Annotated in this window: 15 protein-coding genes; 5 read left to right on the top strand and 10 right to left on the bottom strand. The window is 69.5% G+C overall.

All coding sequences use genetic code 11. The annotated features are described in order from the left end of the window. The first annotated feature begins 121 nt into the window (after nt 1-121). The 4 genes from FFS56_RS16055 to FFS56_RS16040 all read left to right on the top strand — a co-directional run bounded on the left by FFS56_RS16055 (nt 122) and on the right by FFS56_RS16040 (nt 3,404). The gene (locus FFS56_RS16055; RefSeq protein WP_046748553.1) at nt 122-799 is read left to right on the top strand and encodes a response regulator transcription factor; all 678 of its coding nucleotides are present in this window, start codon (nt 122-124) and stop codon (nt 797-799) included. Next, nucleotides 792-2,108 (top strand): HAMP domain-containing sensor histidine kinase, encoded by a 1,317-nt coding sequence (locus FFS56_RS16050; protein WP_164734129.1) that lies wholly within the window; start codon nt 792-794, stop codon nt 2,106-2,108. Before FFS56_RS16055 ends, FFS56_RS16050 begins: the two co-directional genes overlap by 8 nt. A gap of 71 nt (nt 2,109-2,179) precedes the next feature. Further along, nucleotides 2,180-3,037, top strand: a complete 858-nt coding sequence (locus FFS56_RS16045) for a hypothetical protein (RefSeq protein WP_231589715.1) — start codon at nt 2,180-2,182, stop codon at nt 3,035-3,037. Nucleotides 3,038-3,176: 139 nt separating this feature from the next. Continuing rightward, complete coding sequence (locus tag FFS56_RS16040) at nt 3,177-3,404, top strand: RNA-binding S4 domain-containing protein (RefSeq protein WP_017829834.1); 228 nt, start codon at nt 3,177-3,179, stop codon at nt 3,402-3,404. 363 nt (nt 3,405-3,767) lie between these two features. On the opposite strand, the gene FFS56_RS16035 is transcribed toward FFS56_RS16040, so the two are convergent. Both FFS56_RS16035 and FFS56_RS16030 read right to left on the bottom strand, forming a co-directional pair. Next, the gene (locus tag FFS56_RS16035) at nt 3,768-4,235 is read right to left on the bottom strand and encodes a hypothetical protein (protein ID WP_046748552.1); all 468 of its coding nucleotides are present in this window, start codon (nt 4,233-4,235) and stop codon (nt 3,768-3,770) included. Between the two features lie 133 nt (nt 4,236-4,368). Further along, nucleotides 4,369-4,992, bottom strand: coding sequence for a LysE family translocator (locus FFS56_RS16030; RefSeq protein WP_127012830.1), 624 nt, complete (start codon nt 4,990-4,992; stop codon nt 4,369-4,371). Between the two features lie 98 nt (nt 4,993-5,090). Between FFS56_RS16030 and FFS56_RS16025 the strand changes: the two genes are divergently transcribed. Then, nucleotides 5,091-5,546: an Lrp/AsnC family transcriptional regulator gene (locus tag FFS56_RS16025; RefSeq protein ID WP_058631946.1), complete on the top strand. Its 456-nt coding sequence runs from the start codon at nt 5,091-5,093 to the stop codon at nt 5,544-5,546. A gap of 26 nt (nt 5,547-5,572) precedes the next feature. Here FFS56_RS16025 and FFS56_RS16020 read toward each other — a convergent pair whose 3' ends face one another. Genes FFS56_RS16020 through FFS56_RS15985 form a run of 8 tightly spaced genes read right to left on the bottom strand, consistent with a single transcriptional unit; the run spans nt 5,573 to nt 13,161 of the window. Beyond that, a complete protein-coding gene (locus FFS56_RS16020) occupies nt 5,573-6,067 on the bottom strand; it encodes a gluconokinase, GntK/IdnK-type (protein WP_233437346.1) in 495 nt (164 codons plus the stop codon). After that, nucleotides 6,064-7,302 (bottom strand): D-mannonate dehydratase ManD, encoded by a 1,239-nt coding sequence (gene manD, locus FFS56_RS16015; protein WP_127012831.1) that lies wholly within the window; start codon nt 7,300-7,302, stop codon nt 6,064-6,066. The genes FFS56_RS16020 and manD overlap by 4 nt, the downstream gene beginning before the upstream one ends. Beyond that, nucleotides 7,299-8,525, bottom strand: coding sequence for a mannitol dehydrogenase family protein (locus FFS56_RS16010; protein WP_164734130.1), 1,227 nt, complete (start codon nt 8,523-8,525; stop codon nt 7,299-7,301). The genes manD and FFS56_RS16010 overlap by 4 nt, the downstream gene beginning before the upstream one ends. Continuing rightward, nucleotides 8,522-9,382, bottom strand: a complete 861-nt coding sequence (locus tag FFS56_RS16005; RefSeq protein WP_127012833.1) for a sugar phosphate isomerase/epimerase family protein — start codon at nt 9,380-9,382, stop codon at nt 8,522-8,524. The genes FFS56_RS16010 and FFS56_RS16005 overlap by 4 nt, the downstream gene beginning before the upstream one ends. Next, a complete protein-coding gene (locus FFS56_RS16000; protein ID WP_046748546.1) occupies nt 9,379-10,497 on the bottom strand; it encodes a Gfo/Idh/MocA family oxidoreductase in 1,119 nt (372 codons plus the stop codon). Before FFS56_RS16000 ends, FFS56_RS16005 begins: the two co-directional genes overlap by 4 nt. Next, entirely contained in the window at nt 10,494-11,327 is an 834-nt protein-coding gene (locus FFS56_RS15995; protein ID WP_127012834.1) for a TIM barrel protein, read from the bottom strand. Before FFS56_RS15995 ends, FFS56_RS16000 begins: the two co-directional genes overlap by 4 nt. Beyond that, on the bottom strand, nt 11,324-12,235 hold the full coding sequence (locus FFS56_RS15990) for a carbohydrate ABC transporter permease (RefSeq protein WP_046748544.1): 912 nt from the start codon (nt 12,233-12,235) through the stop codon (nt 11,324-11,326). The genes FFS56_RS15995 and FFS56_RS15990 overlap by 4 nt, the downstream gene beginning before the upstream one ends. Continuing rightward, nucleotides 12,232-13,161, bottom strand: coding sequence for a sugar ABC transporter permease (locus FFS56_RS15985; RefSeq protein WP_127012835.1), 930 nt, complete (start codon nt 13,159-13,161; stop codon nt 12,232-12,234). The genes FFS56_RS15990 and FFS56_RS15985 overlap by 4 nt, the downstream gene beginning before the upstream one ends. Nucleotides 13,162-13,163: the final 2 nt, after the last annotated feature.

Raw genomic sequence — 13,163 nt, 5'->3', positions numbered from 1 at the left:
GCCCCGGGCTCCTCTCCTCCGGCCCCCTCGGCGAGGTGATCCGCGAGATCCAGGCGCACCTCTCCACCTGATCCTCGACGGCTTCAGCCCCGATTCAGCGTCGACCGACCACACTGGAGGAATGCGGATCCTGGTGGTGGACGACGAGGTGCGCCTTGCCGACGGCGTGCGCCGGGGGCTCGAGGCCGAGGGCTTCGCCGTCGATGTCGCGCACAACGGCGTCGACGGACTCTGGCGGGCACGCGAGACGCGGTACGACGCGATCGTGCTCGACCTGATGATGCCGGGCATGAGCGGATGGAAGGTCTGCGAAGCACTGCGCGCCGAGGAGAACTGGACGCCCGTGCTGATGCTCACCGCGAAGGACGGCGAGTGGGACCAGGTCGAGGCACTCGAGACCGGGGCCGACGACTACGTCACCAAGCCGTTCTCGTTCGCGATCCTCGTCGCACGGCTCCGCGCCCTCGTGCGCCGTGGAGCCGTCGCTCGCCCGGCGATCCTGGAGGCGGGCGATCTGCGGCTCGACCCCGCAGCCCACCGGGTCTGGCGCGGCGAGACCCCGGTGAGCCTCACCGCTCGGGAGTTCTCCGTGCTCGAGTACCTCATGCGTCATCGCGGGCAGGTGCTGTCGAAGCGCGCCCTCATCGACGGCGTCTGGGACGACGACTTCGACGGCGACCCCAACATCGTCGAGGTCTACGTCGGGCACCTCCGCCGCAAACTCGACAAGCCGTTCGGTCGTGAGGCCATCGAGACCATCCGCGGTGCGGGCTATCGACTGGCGGCCGACGGTGGCTAACCGCAGCTGGCGCACGGTGCGCGGCAGGACCACACTCGGCGCCACCGTCGTCGTCGCCGTCGCCCTGCTGATCGGAGCCTTCTCGTTCTACGGTGTGCTGAGCGCGAGCATCCACAGCAGCACCGAGCGCGCTGCGGAACAGCGGCTCAGCGAGCTCGCCGAGCGTGCAAGTGGGCCGGGAGGCAAGGGCATCGACGCGCTCGAAGACGAGATCCTGCAGATCCTCGGTCCGGACGGCTCGGTACGTGCCGCGAGCGAGGAGGCTCGCGACAAACTGGGGTCGACGCCGCTCCCCGCCGACGACGACCCGCAGACGACCACCGTCGACGGCGACACCGTCCTGGTGGTCTCGGAAGACATCGACGGCGATCAGACGCTCGTGCTCGCGGTCTCGATGGACGACGACGCAGAGACCCTGGCGACGGTCGCGACGCTGCTCGCCATCGCGGTCCCGCTGCTGCTGCTGCTCGTGGCCGTGACCACCTGGCTCGTCGTGGGCCGCGCGCTCCGACCGGTGGAGCGCATCCGTGAGGAAGTGGACGGCATCACCGCCGAGCGCCTTCACCAGCGCGTTCCCGTACCCGAGACAGCAGACGAGATCGCCGCACTCGCGACCACCATGAACGGCATGCTCGACCGGCTCGATGCATCTGCCACCGCGCAACGCCGATTCGTATCGGATGCCTCGCACGAGCTGCGTTCGCCGCTCGCGACCATCCGCCAGCACGCAGAGCTCGCCCAGGCCCACCCCGAGGTGACCAGCATCGGCGAGCTCGCGGAGGTCGTCTCGGAAGAGGGGCTCCGGCTGCAGGGCATCGTCGAATCGCTGCTGCTTCTCGCCCGCCTCGACGAGGGTGCGAGCACGCTCGACGAGGCGGTCGACCTCGACGACATCGCGCTCGGCGAGGTGCGCCGACTCCGGGCTGCCGGGCTCGACGTCGACGGTACCGGCATCAGCGCCGCCAGGGTGAACGGCGACCCCCGTCTGCTCGGCCAGCTGCTGCGCAACCTCGGCGACAACGCCGTGCGCCACAGTCGCGGACGCGTCGCGATCGGCGTTGCTCCCTCGGACGGATACGTGTTCGTCACGGTCGAAGACGACGGCGCCGGGGTACCCGCCGAGGAACGGGAGCGCATCTTCGAGCGATTCGTGCGCCTCGACGAGGCGCGCAGCCGCGACGCGGGCGGCAGCGGCCTCGGGCTCGCGATCGCGCGCGGAATCGCCGCCTCATCCGGCGGGTCTCTCACGGTCGACGACTCCCGATGGGGCGGCGCACGCTTCGTCCTCACCCTCCCCCGCGGCGCCTGAGCGACGGGTTCCTGAAGAGTCCTTCAGGACGCTTCAGGGAGGCTTCAGCGCCCGCGGGAGAGCATCGAGTCATGGACGACAAGACACCCTCTCCCGACCAGACGCCCGAGAGCACGCCGGACGCGCCGACCGTGCCGGTGGCCCCGACTCCCGATGCCGCAGCGGCGCCGACGGCCCCTGCACCCCCGGCCGGGACGGCACCCGCGCCAGGCGCCGGCGAGCACCCGACGTTCCCGGCGGCCGAGCCGACCCCCGGTGCCACGGCATCATCCCCGAAGGCCGGCCGCAAGCGCGCGCTCCTCATCGGGGGCGGCATCGCGGCAGCCGTGGTCCTCGCGGGCGGCGGCATCGCCATCGGCGCGGCGATCGGCGACGAGTTCGACGACGACGACCGCTCCTCGGTGTCGGACGGCCCCCGCAAGGACGACAGCGAGGATCACGGTCGTCCCGATGACGGCCCCAGGAGCGACGATCGCGGCGACACCCCCTCGAACGGTCGCGGCCCGGTGACGGGCATCGGTTCCGCATCCGCCGACGAGCTGATCGCGATCGCGGATGCCGCACGCGGCGCAGCCGACGGCGACGTCACCTCGATCGACGCGAAGCGCGACGGCACCTGGGAGGTGCAGCTGAGCACAGCGGCGGGAGATGAGACCGAGGTCCGCGTCGACAAGGAGCTCGCGGCGACCGTCGCCTCCACCGACGCGGCAGACGGCGACGACACCGGCCCGACGCTCATCCTCGACGACGAGACGATCCGCGCACTGGTCGCCGCCGCACTCGCCGAGGCCGAGGGCATGATCACCGACCTCGATGTCGACGGCGACGACGTGAGCCCCTACGACGCCTCGGTGCTCACTGCGGACAGCCGATCGATCGACATCGAGTTCGACGCCGACTTCGCGGTCGTCGGTACCGACATCGACTGAGTCGGTGCGGGCCGCGTCCTGTCGGGCGGGCCCGAGACGCCCGGCATGATGGTGCCGCCGCTCCCCACCGGGGCGGCGGCACCATCGCGTCCTGCGGTGGCGAAGCCGATCAGCACGCAAGTCCGATTAGCATTCAAGGATGACGAACTCCGACCCGATCGACGACATCTCCATCGGCGGTGAGGTGATCCGCCTCGGACAGTTCCTCAAGTTCGCCGGCCTGCTCGACTCGGGCGGCGACGCCAAAGAGGTCATCATCGACGGGTACGTGACCGTGAACGGCGAGATCGATCGACGCCGCGGACGACAGCTGCGCGACGGCGACCTCGTGTCGTTCGAGGGACGCACCGTCCGCGTCCGACCGTGACCTCGGCCCGCTGATCGCCGACCGATCCGCGGCCGCAGTTCAGGCGGTCCGGTAGCGGAGGAACATCACCCCGCCGTTCGCGACCATTCCTCCGGGGAGGGCGAGTGGGCGGGGTGTGCGGTCCGCGAGGGAACGAACGGGACACCCCGCCCCGAGGGCCACGACTCCCCAGCCGTGCCCTCGTGCGCCGGCCGGCGTTTGCACCGCGCCGAGGAGGGCACGGGTCGAACACACTGCCGTTCGCCGACCGACGAGGTCTGAGGTCCGTCGTCGCGGCGTCCCGATCAGATGACCGGTGGAGGTGCGCTGCCTCCGCAGAGAAGACGGTGGATGCGCGGGACCATTACGCGCGACGGGCTTCGGTCAGGATACGGTGCCGGGTGGAGGGAGCACTTTTCGCGCGGTGACGATGATCAGCACCACGAGGAGGGCGACGATCGTGAGGTCGGCCGCGATGTACGCGTAGTGCGCCCCGTTGGTGCCCGGCGCCTCCGATCCCGCGATTACGAGGTCGCTGCGCCGGTTCAGCACGGGACGGATGAGTGCGACTTCGACGACGAAGACCAGCCAGATCCCGCCCAGGATCATGAGGGGCCCGCGTCCCGCCCGTGCTCGCACGCTCACGAACGTGAGCACCAGAAGCACGATGCCGGCGAGCACATTCAGCGCGGTGAAGACGAGTCGCCCGATGCCGAGCCCGATCGGGATCGTGACGCCGGGTGCGAGGAACTTCAGCGGCGCCTCGAGGAACGAGATCGCGATGATCGCGCCGAGCAGGAACGCGGGCAGCAGCAGCCGCAGGGCCGTGGTCGTCCGTCCCGTCGTCGTCACGTGGTCCTCCTGTCCCGCCGGTCGATGGCGCCCCTCGACGCTACCTCCGCGCTGTCTGGGAGAGGTCAGCATCCACCGGGGAAAAGCCCTGTGCGCTGGTGACGACCTGTGCCCTGGTGAGAGACCTCTGCCGTCACAGCCACTCGATCACCTGCTCGATCAGGATGCCGACGCCGATGACCGTCATCGCGATGCCGGCGATCCGAGTGACGACGGAGCTGGCGCGCGGTCGCGTGCGCAGCAGTCGGCGAGCGAGCAGGCCGACGGTCGTGTAGACGATCGCGATGTTGAGCAGATGCAGGCCACCGAGGGCGAGCATCTGCGTCGTCGACGGCCATCCGTCGGGGCTCGTGAACTGCGGCAGCAGGGCGAGCAGGAGCAGGAGGCCCTTCGGGTTGATGCCGCTCACGCCGGAGCCGCGCAGGAACTGCGCCCATCCGCCCGTGGCGATCGGCTCGCCGCTCTCGGCGATCGGCGCCGGGCGGAAGGCAAGCGTCGTCGCCCCGAGGAAGATCAGGTAGAGTGCGCCGATCACGGTCAGGGTCGTCAGAGTGACGGGATACGCGGTGACCAGGGCGCCGAGCCCCAGGGCGACGGCGACGATCACGACCGTGTACCCGGCGATCATGCCGAGGATGGACGGGGCGATCGAGCGGGCGCGCAGGCCGGCGGAGATCGCATACGCCCAGTCCGCGCCGGGGGTCAACGCGAGCATGACGGCGACCACCCAGAACTGCATGACCAGAGCGATGTCCATCGGTCCTCCTCAATCCGAGGAAGAGACTACGAAGGATCACGCGAAAGGTGCTTCGATTCTTCGGCCCATCGCCGCCTTGAGCTGCAAGGATTGTCACCATGGATGCACTTGACCGGGAGATTCTCTCTCTTCTCCAGGACGACGGCCGGATGAGCGCGACCCACCTCGCCTCCCAGGTCGGCTTGAGCCTGTCCGCGTGCCATCGTCGCCTCAAGGAGCTGGAGCAGTCCGGAGCCATCGAGAGGTACCGGGCGGTGGTGGCCCCTGCAGCCGTCGGCCTGACGTTCGAGGCCATCGTGTTCGTCACGATCGGACGCACCGACAAGGACACCATCGTCGCCTTCGAAGAGGCGGTGGTGGCCATCCCCGCGGTCGTCGAGGCACAGCGCCTGTTCGGCGACCCCGACTACATGCTGCGCATCCTCACGCGTGACATGGGTTCGTACCAGGAGCTCTACGACAACACCCTCGGAGCCCTGCCGGGCGTGCAGCGATTGACGTCGACGATGGTGATGAAGCGACTCGGCGCGGACCGCGCAGTGCCGATCCCCTGAGCGCGGCTCGAAGGTGCCGGACGTTCTCAGACGAGATGCTGACGGATGCGCTCCACGAGCTCTCCGGCCGTGCCATCCACCGTCACCGTGATCCCGTCCTCGTCCGCCCCGAGCGGCTCCAACGTCTGCAACTGCGACGCCAGCAGCGCGGGTGGCATGAAGTGACCGCGGCGCGCAGTCGCCTGCTCCGTGACCCGCTCCTTCGGTGCGTCGAGGTGCACGAACACCGTGTCAGGGGCCGATGCGCGCAGCCGATCGCGGTATCTCCGCCTCAAGGCAGAGCACGCGACGACGGCCGCCGGTTCCGCGGCGAGCGCCGCCCCCACCCGGTCGAGCCACGGCCACCGGTCGTCGTCGTCGAGCGGGACCCCGGCTGCCATCTTCGCGATGTTCGCCGGCCCGTGCAGGTCATCCGCATCGATGAACGCGACACCGATCCGGCGGGCGAGCTCCTGACCGACCGTGGTCTTGCCCACCCCGGAGACCCCCATGACGACGATCGACCGAGGCTCGGTGCTCACCAGTCGTGCACCGTTCCATCCGCCAGCCGGTTGTACGGCAGATAGGCGCGCTCATACGGGTACTTGCCGGCCTCGTCGACGTCGAGCTCGACGCCCAGGCCCGGCTTGTCGCCGGGGTGCAGCAGTCCGCCACGCCAGGTGAAGGACTGCCGGAACACCTGATCGGTGCGGGATCCGTGCTGCATGTATTCCTGGATGCCGAAGTTGTGTATCGAGAGGCCGAGGTGCATCGCCGCCGCCATGCCGACCGGCGAGATGTCCGTGGGCCCGTGCATGCCGGACTTGATCTGGTACATCGCGGCGTAGTCGAGCGTCTTCTTCAAGGGGCTGATACCGCCCATGTGAGTCACGGCCCCGCGCACGTAGTCGATGAGCTGGTCGCGGATGATGTCCTTGAAGTCCCAGACGGTGTTGAAGATCTCGCCGATCGCGAGGGGCGTGGTCGTGTGCTGGCGCACGAGTCGCAGCGCCTCCTGGTTCTCGGCGGGGGTGCAGTCCTCGAGCCAGAACAGGTCGTACGGCTCGAGAGCCTTGCCGAGCTTCGCCGCCTGGATCGGCGTCATCCGGTGGTGGCCGTCGTGCAGCAGCGGGATGTCGGGGCCGAACTCGTTGCGCACCGCCTCGAAGACGCCGGGCAGGTGGTTCAAGTAGGCGCGGGTGTCCCAGTCCTCTTCGACGGGCCTCGCCCCTCGACGTGCCGGCTCATGGTCGTACCGGGCTTCTCCCCCTCCGGTGTCCGCGGCCTGCGAAGCGATGCCGTAGATGGCCTTGAGCCCGGGAACACCGGTCTGGATCCGGATCGCCCGATACCCCTGGTCGAGGTGCGCGCGCACGGAGTCGAACAGTTCCGGCAGCTCCTTGCCCGACGCGTGACCGTAGGCGAGGAGGCCGGTGCGCGATGCCCCGCCCAGCAGCTGGTAAACCGGCATCCCCGCCTTCTTGCCCTTGATGTCCCACAGCGCCATGTCGACCGCGGCGACGGCGGCCATCGTGACGGGTCCCCTTCGCCAGTACGCGCTCCGGTAGAGGAACTGCCAGGTGTCCTCGATGCGATCCTCGTCGGCACCGATCAGCAGCGGGACGACGTGCTCGGTGAGATACGCGACGACCGCGAGCTCGCGCCCATTGAGGGTGGCGTCACCGAGACCGGAGAGGCCGTCGGCCGTCGTGAGCTTGAGGGTGACGAAGTTCCGGTCGGGGCTGGTGACGATGACCTCAGCCTTGTCGATACTCATGCGAGGGTCCCTTCGGGAGTGAGGTGGTCGATGACGGTGCGTGCGCGGTCGGCCGCGGGCACGGCGGAGATGGTGCGGGCGATCACGGCCGTCGCGGAGTCGGTCGGGTCGAGTTCGACGAGGGAGCGGATCCAGCTCTCCACGGCGTGCAGCTGCGCGTCGTCGACGGCATCGCCGGCCTCTCGGCGTCTCCGCAGGGGAGCGACGAGGCGCAGCGCCACCTTGATCGGACTGTCCCGACGGATCTGGTCGAGCCGATGGGCGATGCGCGGATTCGAGAAGCGGAGGCGCAGATCGTCGAGCCACCCGTCGAGCTCCGCGACCGGCAGGTCGACCGCGGTGCGCTGCGCAGCCCACAGCGCCTCGGTGTCGGCGCGCAGGTCGGCATCGCCGAACGCCTCTGCGATCGTGTCGTAGCCCCGCAACCGCCCTGCCGCGGCGAGGAAGGTGTGCCCGGCGTTGAGCAGATAGAGCTTGCGCGCTTCGTACGGCCCGACATCGGCGACGAATCTGGCTCCGACCTGCGCCCACTCCGGAGCACCGCCCGGGAACTCACCCGCGAGGATCCATTCCGCGAACGGTTCGGTGACCACCGCGGACGGATCGTCGAGGCCGGTGAGCTTCCGCACGGCGTCGATGTCGGCAGGCGTCACGGCAGGGGTGATCCGGTCCACCACCGTGTCGACGAACGACGCGATGTCCGAGATTCGCGCAGCCTGGGAGCCGGCGGCCTTGCGCACCGCGTCGCTCAGCACCCGGCCGTTCTGCGGCAGGTTGTCGCAGCTCACGACCGCGATGGGTCCTGGACCGGCCCGCGCTCGCGCGACGAGGCCGTCGGCGATGCGCCGCGGAACCCCGGAACCGGCCGAGTACCCCGCCTCGGTGACAGTCACGGTCAGAACCGCGACCCGAGGATCGGTGAGAGTGTCGAGCCAGGACCGCTCATCCGATCCGGGTACCGCCCGCACGATCGACTGCACGGTGGTCGCCCGGTCTCCCTCGGCGGAACGCTCCAGCACCGTGTACACGCCGTCGTTGCGCGACAGCAGCTCTGCGGCCTCCGGGGCACGCCCGGTGAAAGCGGCGATGCCCCAGCCGTCGTCTGCGGCTGCACGCTCGTTCGCCTGCTGGGTGTACCAGGCCTGGTGAGCCCGATGGAAGGCGCCGAGACCCAGATGAGCGGCACGGAGCGGGGGATGCTGCGTGCGCGCCGGCCCGGTCACGATCCGATGCCGGCGGCGCCGGCAGACGCGCGCAGGAATGCGAGGTCGTCGATCAGGCGCTCCTCCAGCGGAGCATCCGTCGAGAAGTCCTCCAGCGTCACCCAGCCGTCGTAGCCGACCTCGGCGAGGGCGCGGAAATAGTCCGGCACGCTGGCGATGCCCTCGCGAAGCGGAGCCCATGCCGACTCCCAGCGCACATCGCCGTCGAGCCCGGTCTGCCCGGTGCGCTGCCAGACGGCGTTCTTCACATGCACGTGCGCGAGGTACTCCCCCAGGAGTTGCAGGCCGGCGCGAGTGTCCTCCTGCCCTTCGATCACGAGGTTGCCCAGGTCGTGGATCACACCGATGGTGCGCGGGTCGATGCCGTCGACCAGGCGGAGGGCAGCCGACGCCGACGCCGAGATCGTCTGATGGTGCAGCTCGACGAGCACCTTCACGCCGAGTGCCCCCGCCTCGCGGGAGGCCCACTCCAGGTCGTCCCTGGTCTGCGCGAACACCGTGCGATAGTCCTGGGTGTCGTTGAAGGGGATGCGCACGCGCACCTGACGCGCACCGAGTTCTGCGGTGGCCCTGAGCGTCCGCAGCACATCGTCGTGGTCGGGTGCGAGCGCGTAGCCGCCGATGCCGCTGAACTCCAGCCCGGCCTCGCGGGTGATGCGGGCGATCTCGGAGACCGACCCCTCGAGCCCGGTGAGCGGCCAGGTCGCGCGATTCCCGGCCCAGAATCCGGGCGGGTCGGCCTCGTCCTGGTCGGTGATGCGCCACTCGATGCCGTCATAGCCGATCGCGGCGATGCGGCGAGCCGCCTCTGCCGGCTCCCAGTCGGGGGTCGCCGCGGTGAACACCGAGAACTTCATGCGATGCCTCCCGTCCGCACGTCCGCATCGTCGACGGTGCCGTCGATCAGGTCGGCGACGCGTACCGCAGAGCCGGTGGTCGCCGACACGTAGATGCCGCGCACCACGGCGAGCGCCAGCAGCGCCTCGGGTACGCCGACCCGCGAGGCTCTCCCCTCACGGATGCTCTCGACGATGTCGGCGTACTGGCGGGCGTGACCCTCGGCGAACGCCTGCGGGTCACGGTCGTCGCCGAGCCGATGCCCCTCGGGCACCCAGTCGACGCTGCGGTCGGCGGTGTCGCCGTCCACCCACAACCGCGCGAGCTGGTCGTTCTCGATGATGCCGGTCCCCTGCGCGCCGTGCACGGCCAGCCGCACCGGCTGCTCAGGGAAGGCGGCGGTCGTGGCGTGCAGAACGGCGAGCGCGCCCGACTCGAAACGCACCGTGACGACCGCCACGTCTTCGACCTCGACCCGCTCGTGCGCGAGCAGCGCCGTGTGCGCGAACACGTCGACGGGGGTGCCGAGGAACCACAGCAGCAGGTCGACGGTGTGCACACCCTGGTTCATGACGGCTCCTCCGCCGTCGAGCTCCCAGGTGCCCCGCCAGGCGCCGGAGTCGTAGTACTCCTGCGAGCGCCACCAGGGCACGGAGGCCACCGCACTCGTGATCCGCCCCAGGCGTCCGGTGTGGGCGGCCTCAGCGACGGCCACAGCGCCCGGGTCGAAGCGGTGCTGACTGATCACCGAGATCCGGATGCCGCGCGCCTCGGCGTCCCGTGCGATCGAGGCCAGCCGGCGACCACGTTCCATCGACACGTCGAGGGGCTTCTCGAGCACAACGTGCATCCCCCGCGCGACCGCCCGCTCGGCGAGTTCGACATGGGAACCGCTCGGGGTGCAGATGACGACCACATCGATGTCGTCGGGGATCGACTCGATATCGGAGTGCGTGGATGGGCGCTCTCCTCCCAGTTCTTCGACGATGAGGTCGGCCAGACGATCGGTCGCGGTCGGCACTTCGTCGACGACCGCGACGATGCGCAGGCCGGGGGTGGCCGCGATCGCTCTGGCGTGGTTGACGCCGATGATGCCGCATCCGACGATGGCGACGTCGAGGATTCCGTCGGTCATGAGAGGGTGACTCCGATCTCGTCTGTGAGTGTGCGAAGGGCTCGGCCGGCACGACCGAAGGCCTCAGGCCCCGAGAAGCCGCCGAGCGCGTCGACGTCGGTGAGGTGGGGTTCGAGCGAGGCGAACCCCACATAGCCGTCGTCGCGCAGGGCCGTGAGGGTCTCGCGAAGTTCGCCGTCGCCGTCACCCACCGGGACGACCTCACCCGTCGCGGCGAGAGCGTCCTTCAGCTGCAGATACTCGAGGTGCGGCCGCAGCTTGGCGTAGCCGTCGGTGAACGGCCGGACGCCGACCTGGACGAAGTTGGCGTTGTCCCAGGCGACGCGCAGCCGGTCGGAGCCGACCGACTCGATCACATCGAGCACGCGCGAGGGGATGTCGCCGTAGATGTCCTTCTCGTTCTCGTGCACGAGGGTGACCCCGGCCGCTTCGGCGGTACGGGCGAGCGCCGCCATCCGCACGAGCACCTCGTCGCGGATGTCGTCCGCCGAGAGGTGCTCGGCTCGGAAGAACGAGAAGATGCGGATGTAGGGGGCCTCCAGCACCTCGGCCGCCCGGATCGCCCGTTGCAGCCGACCGACCTCGTGCTCGACGGGCAGGGACACATCGACCTTGCCGATCGGCGACGCGATCGCCGAGACCGCCATGCCGCGCTCGCGCACCACGGCCGCGAGCTGCGCGAGCTGCGACTCGTCGAGATCGACGACGTTCACCCCCCACGCGCTGCGCACCTCGATGTGCCGCGCGCCGAGCGCCTGGAGCACGGCGATCTGCACAGACGGATCCGGATCGATCTCGTCACCGAATCCTGAGAGCTTCCACGGGGTCATTTCACTCCTCCTGCGGTGAGACCGCCTACGAGATAACGCTGGAACACGAGGTACAGCACGACGACGGGGATCGCGCAGATGAGCGAGGCCGCCATCATCTGGCCGTACAGGGGCACGGCTCCCGTCTCCTGCGTCGCGCCGAAGATCTGCAGGGCCACCGCGGCGGTGCGGCTGTCACGGTTGGTCATGACCGAAGCGAACAGCACGTCGTTCCAGCCCTGCAGGAATGCGAAGATCGCGGAGACCACGATCCCCGGCCAGCTCAGCGGCAGCACGATGCGCGTGAGGACCCGGAAGTTCGAGGCACCGTCCATGCGGGCCGCCTCCTCGAGCTCGCGCGGCAGTCCGCGGATGTACGTCACCATCACCCAGGTCGAGAACGGCAGCGCGAAGGTGAGATAAGTGACGAACACCGACCAGTGGGTGCCGATGGTGGGGATGCGCAGCACCGATGAGAGCGTCGAGAACATCACGAACACCGGAAGCAGCATGAGCGTGCCGGGGACCGACTGCAGCCCGAGCAGTCCTCGCAGGATCGTGACGCGTCCGATGAAGGTGAAGCGCACCAACACCCACGCCATCGAGACCGCGACGGCCGCGCAGACGACGGCGACCGCGCCGCAGATCAGGAGGCTGTTGGCCAGCCCTCCCGCGAGATCGACGCTGCGCCACACCTTGACGTAGTTGTCGAGCCGGAGCTCGGTCGGCCAGTACGCGCCGCCGGCGACCGCGACATCCGCATTGATCGAGGCGAACAACATGTACGAGACAGGCCCGAACACGAGCAGGCACAGGACGATGTTCGCGGCAGCCAGAAGCGGGCGCGGCAGCAGCCGATCCACCTGGCTGTGACCGCCGGGGCGGCTCCGGCGCGGGTTGACCTGCGCGATCGTGGTGGTGGCGCTCATCGCTTCGCGTCCTCTCCGGTGTCCAGGCGCACGGCGCGCAGGTAGATGAACAGGGGGATCGCGACGATCGCGAGCGAGGCCACCGCCATGGCCGCCGAGAGGCCGAACCGGAAGCTCTGGAACGCCGTGACGTAAGTGAGGACCGGCAGCACCTCGACATCGACCGGCGCCGGTATCCCGAAGAGCACGAACGGCATCGTGAAGGCGTTGATGCTGTGCAGGAAGGTGAGGATGAATGCCAGCAGGATCGATCCGCGCAGATACGGGAGGATGACCTTGCGCAGCTTGATGCCCCACCCCGCGCCATCGAGCGCCGCGGCCTCGTGCACCTCCGCATCCACCCCCTGCAGTCCGGCCAGCGTCAGCAGGTACACGAACGGCCAGCTCACCCAGAGCTGCGCGATGACCAGGGTCCAATAGCTCTGCGGCCCGTTGAGCCACAGCCCCGGGTCGACCCCGAACACGCCGAATGCCTCGTCGACCACTCCTTCGGGCTGGAACATCGCCCGAAAGACCGTGGCCACCACGAAGGCGGGGAGGATGTACGGGATCAGGTAGACGGAGCGCACCAGCCCGCGACCGCGGAAGGCGTTCTGCGTGGCCAGCGCCGCCGTGACTCCGATCGGGATCGCCGCCACCGACACGATCAGCGCATAGCTGACGCTCAGCCCGATCCCGCGCAGCAGCGGCGAGGAGGAGAACGCCTCGACGAAGTTGCCCAATCCGACGAACGGCGCCTGCAGCCACTGCCGGATCGTGTACTGGTCCAGGTCGAGCATCGAGATCCAGAAGGCCAGCAGCAGCGGCACCAGGATCAGCAGTGTCATCAGCACCCCGCCGGGCAGCAGCATCCACAGCGGGCGGGGCCGCTCGCTCGGCGGGGTGTCGTCGGTCCGTTTCCGACGCGTGTCGGTGGCGATCGCCATGT

It is taken from the genome of Microbacterium sp. Beta (assembly GCF_005502545.1).
In the GTDB taxonomy this organism is placed as follows: Bacteria; Actinomycetota; Actinomycetes; order Actinomycetales; family Microbacteriaceae; genus Microbacterium; species Microbacterium oxydans.
The sequence above is the reverse complement of the archived record's forward strand: the minus strand, read 5'-3'. Positions and strand labels throughout refer to the sequence as shown.

Excerpts from the sequence above, each read along its gene's own strand:
- FFS56_RS16055 (WP_046748553.1), top strand. The coding sequence starts at position 122 with ATGCGGATCCTGGTGGTGGACGACGAGGTGCGCCTTGCCGACGGCGTG.
- FFS56_RS16045 (WP_231589715.1), top strand. The coding sequence starts at position 2,180 with ATGGACGACAAGACACCCTCTCCCGACCAGACGCCCGAGAGCACGCCG.
- FFS56_RS16040 (WP_017829834.1), top strand. The coding sequence starts at position 3,177 with ATGACGAACTCCGACCCGATCGACGACATCTCCATCGGCGGTGAGGTG.
- FFS56_RS16030 (WP_127012830.1), bottom strand. The coding sequence starts at position 4,992 with ATGGACATCGCTCTGGTCATGCAGTTCTGGGTGGTCGCCGTCATGCTC.
- FFS56_RS16025 (WP_058631946.1), top strand. The coding sequence starts at position 5,091 with ATGGATGCACTTGACCGGGAGATTCTCTCTCTTCTCCAGGACGACGGC.
- manD (WP_127012831.1), bottom strand. The coding sequence starts at position 7,302 with ATGAGTATCGACAAGGCTGAGGTCATCGTCACCAGCCCCGACCGGAAC.
- FFS56_RS16005 (WP_127012833.1), bottom strand. The coding sequence starts at position 9,382 with ATGAAGTTCTCGGTGTTCACCGCGGCGACCCCCGACTGGGAGCCGGCA.
- FFS56_RS16000 (WP_046748546.1), bottom strand. The coding sequence starts at position 10,497 with ATGACCGACGGAATCCTCGACGTCGCCATCGTCGGATGCGGCATCATC.
- FFS56_RS15995 (WP_127012834.1), bottom strand. The coding sequence starts at position 11,327 with ATGACCCCGTGGAAGCTCTCAGGATTCGGTGACGAGATCGATCCGGAT.
- FFS56_RS15990 (WP_046748544.1), bottom strand. The coding sequence starts at position 12,235 with ATGAGCGCCACCACCACGATCGCGCAGGTCAACCCGCGCCGGAGCCGC.
- FFS56_RS15985 (WP_127012835.1), bottom strand. The coding sequence starts at position 13,161 with ATGGCGATCGCCACCGACACGCGTCGGAAACGGACCGACGACACCCCG.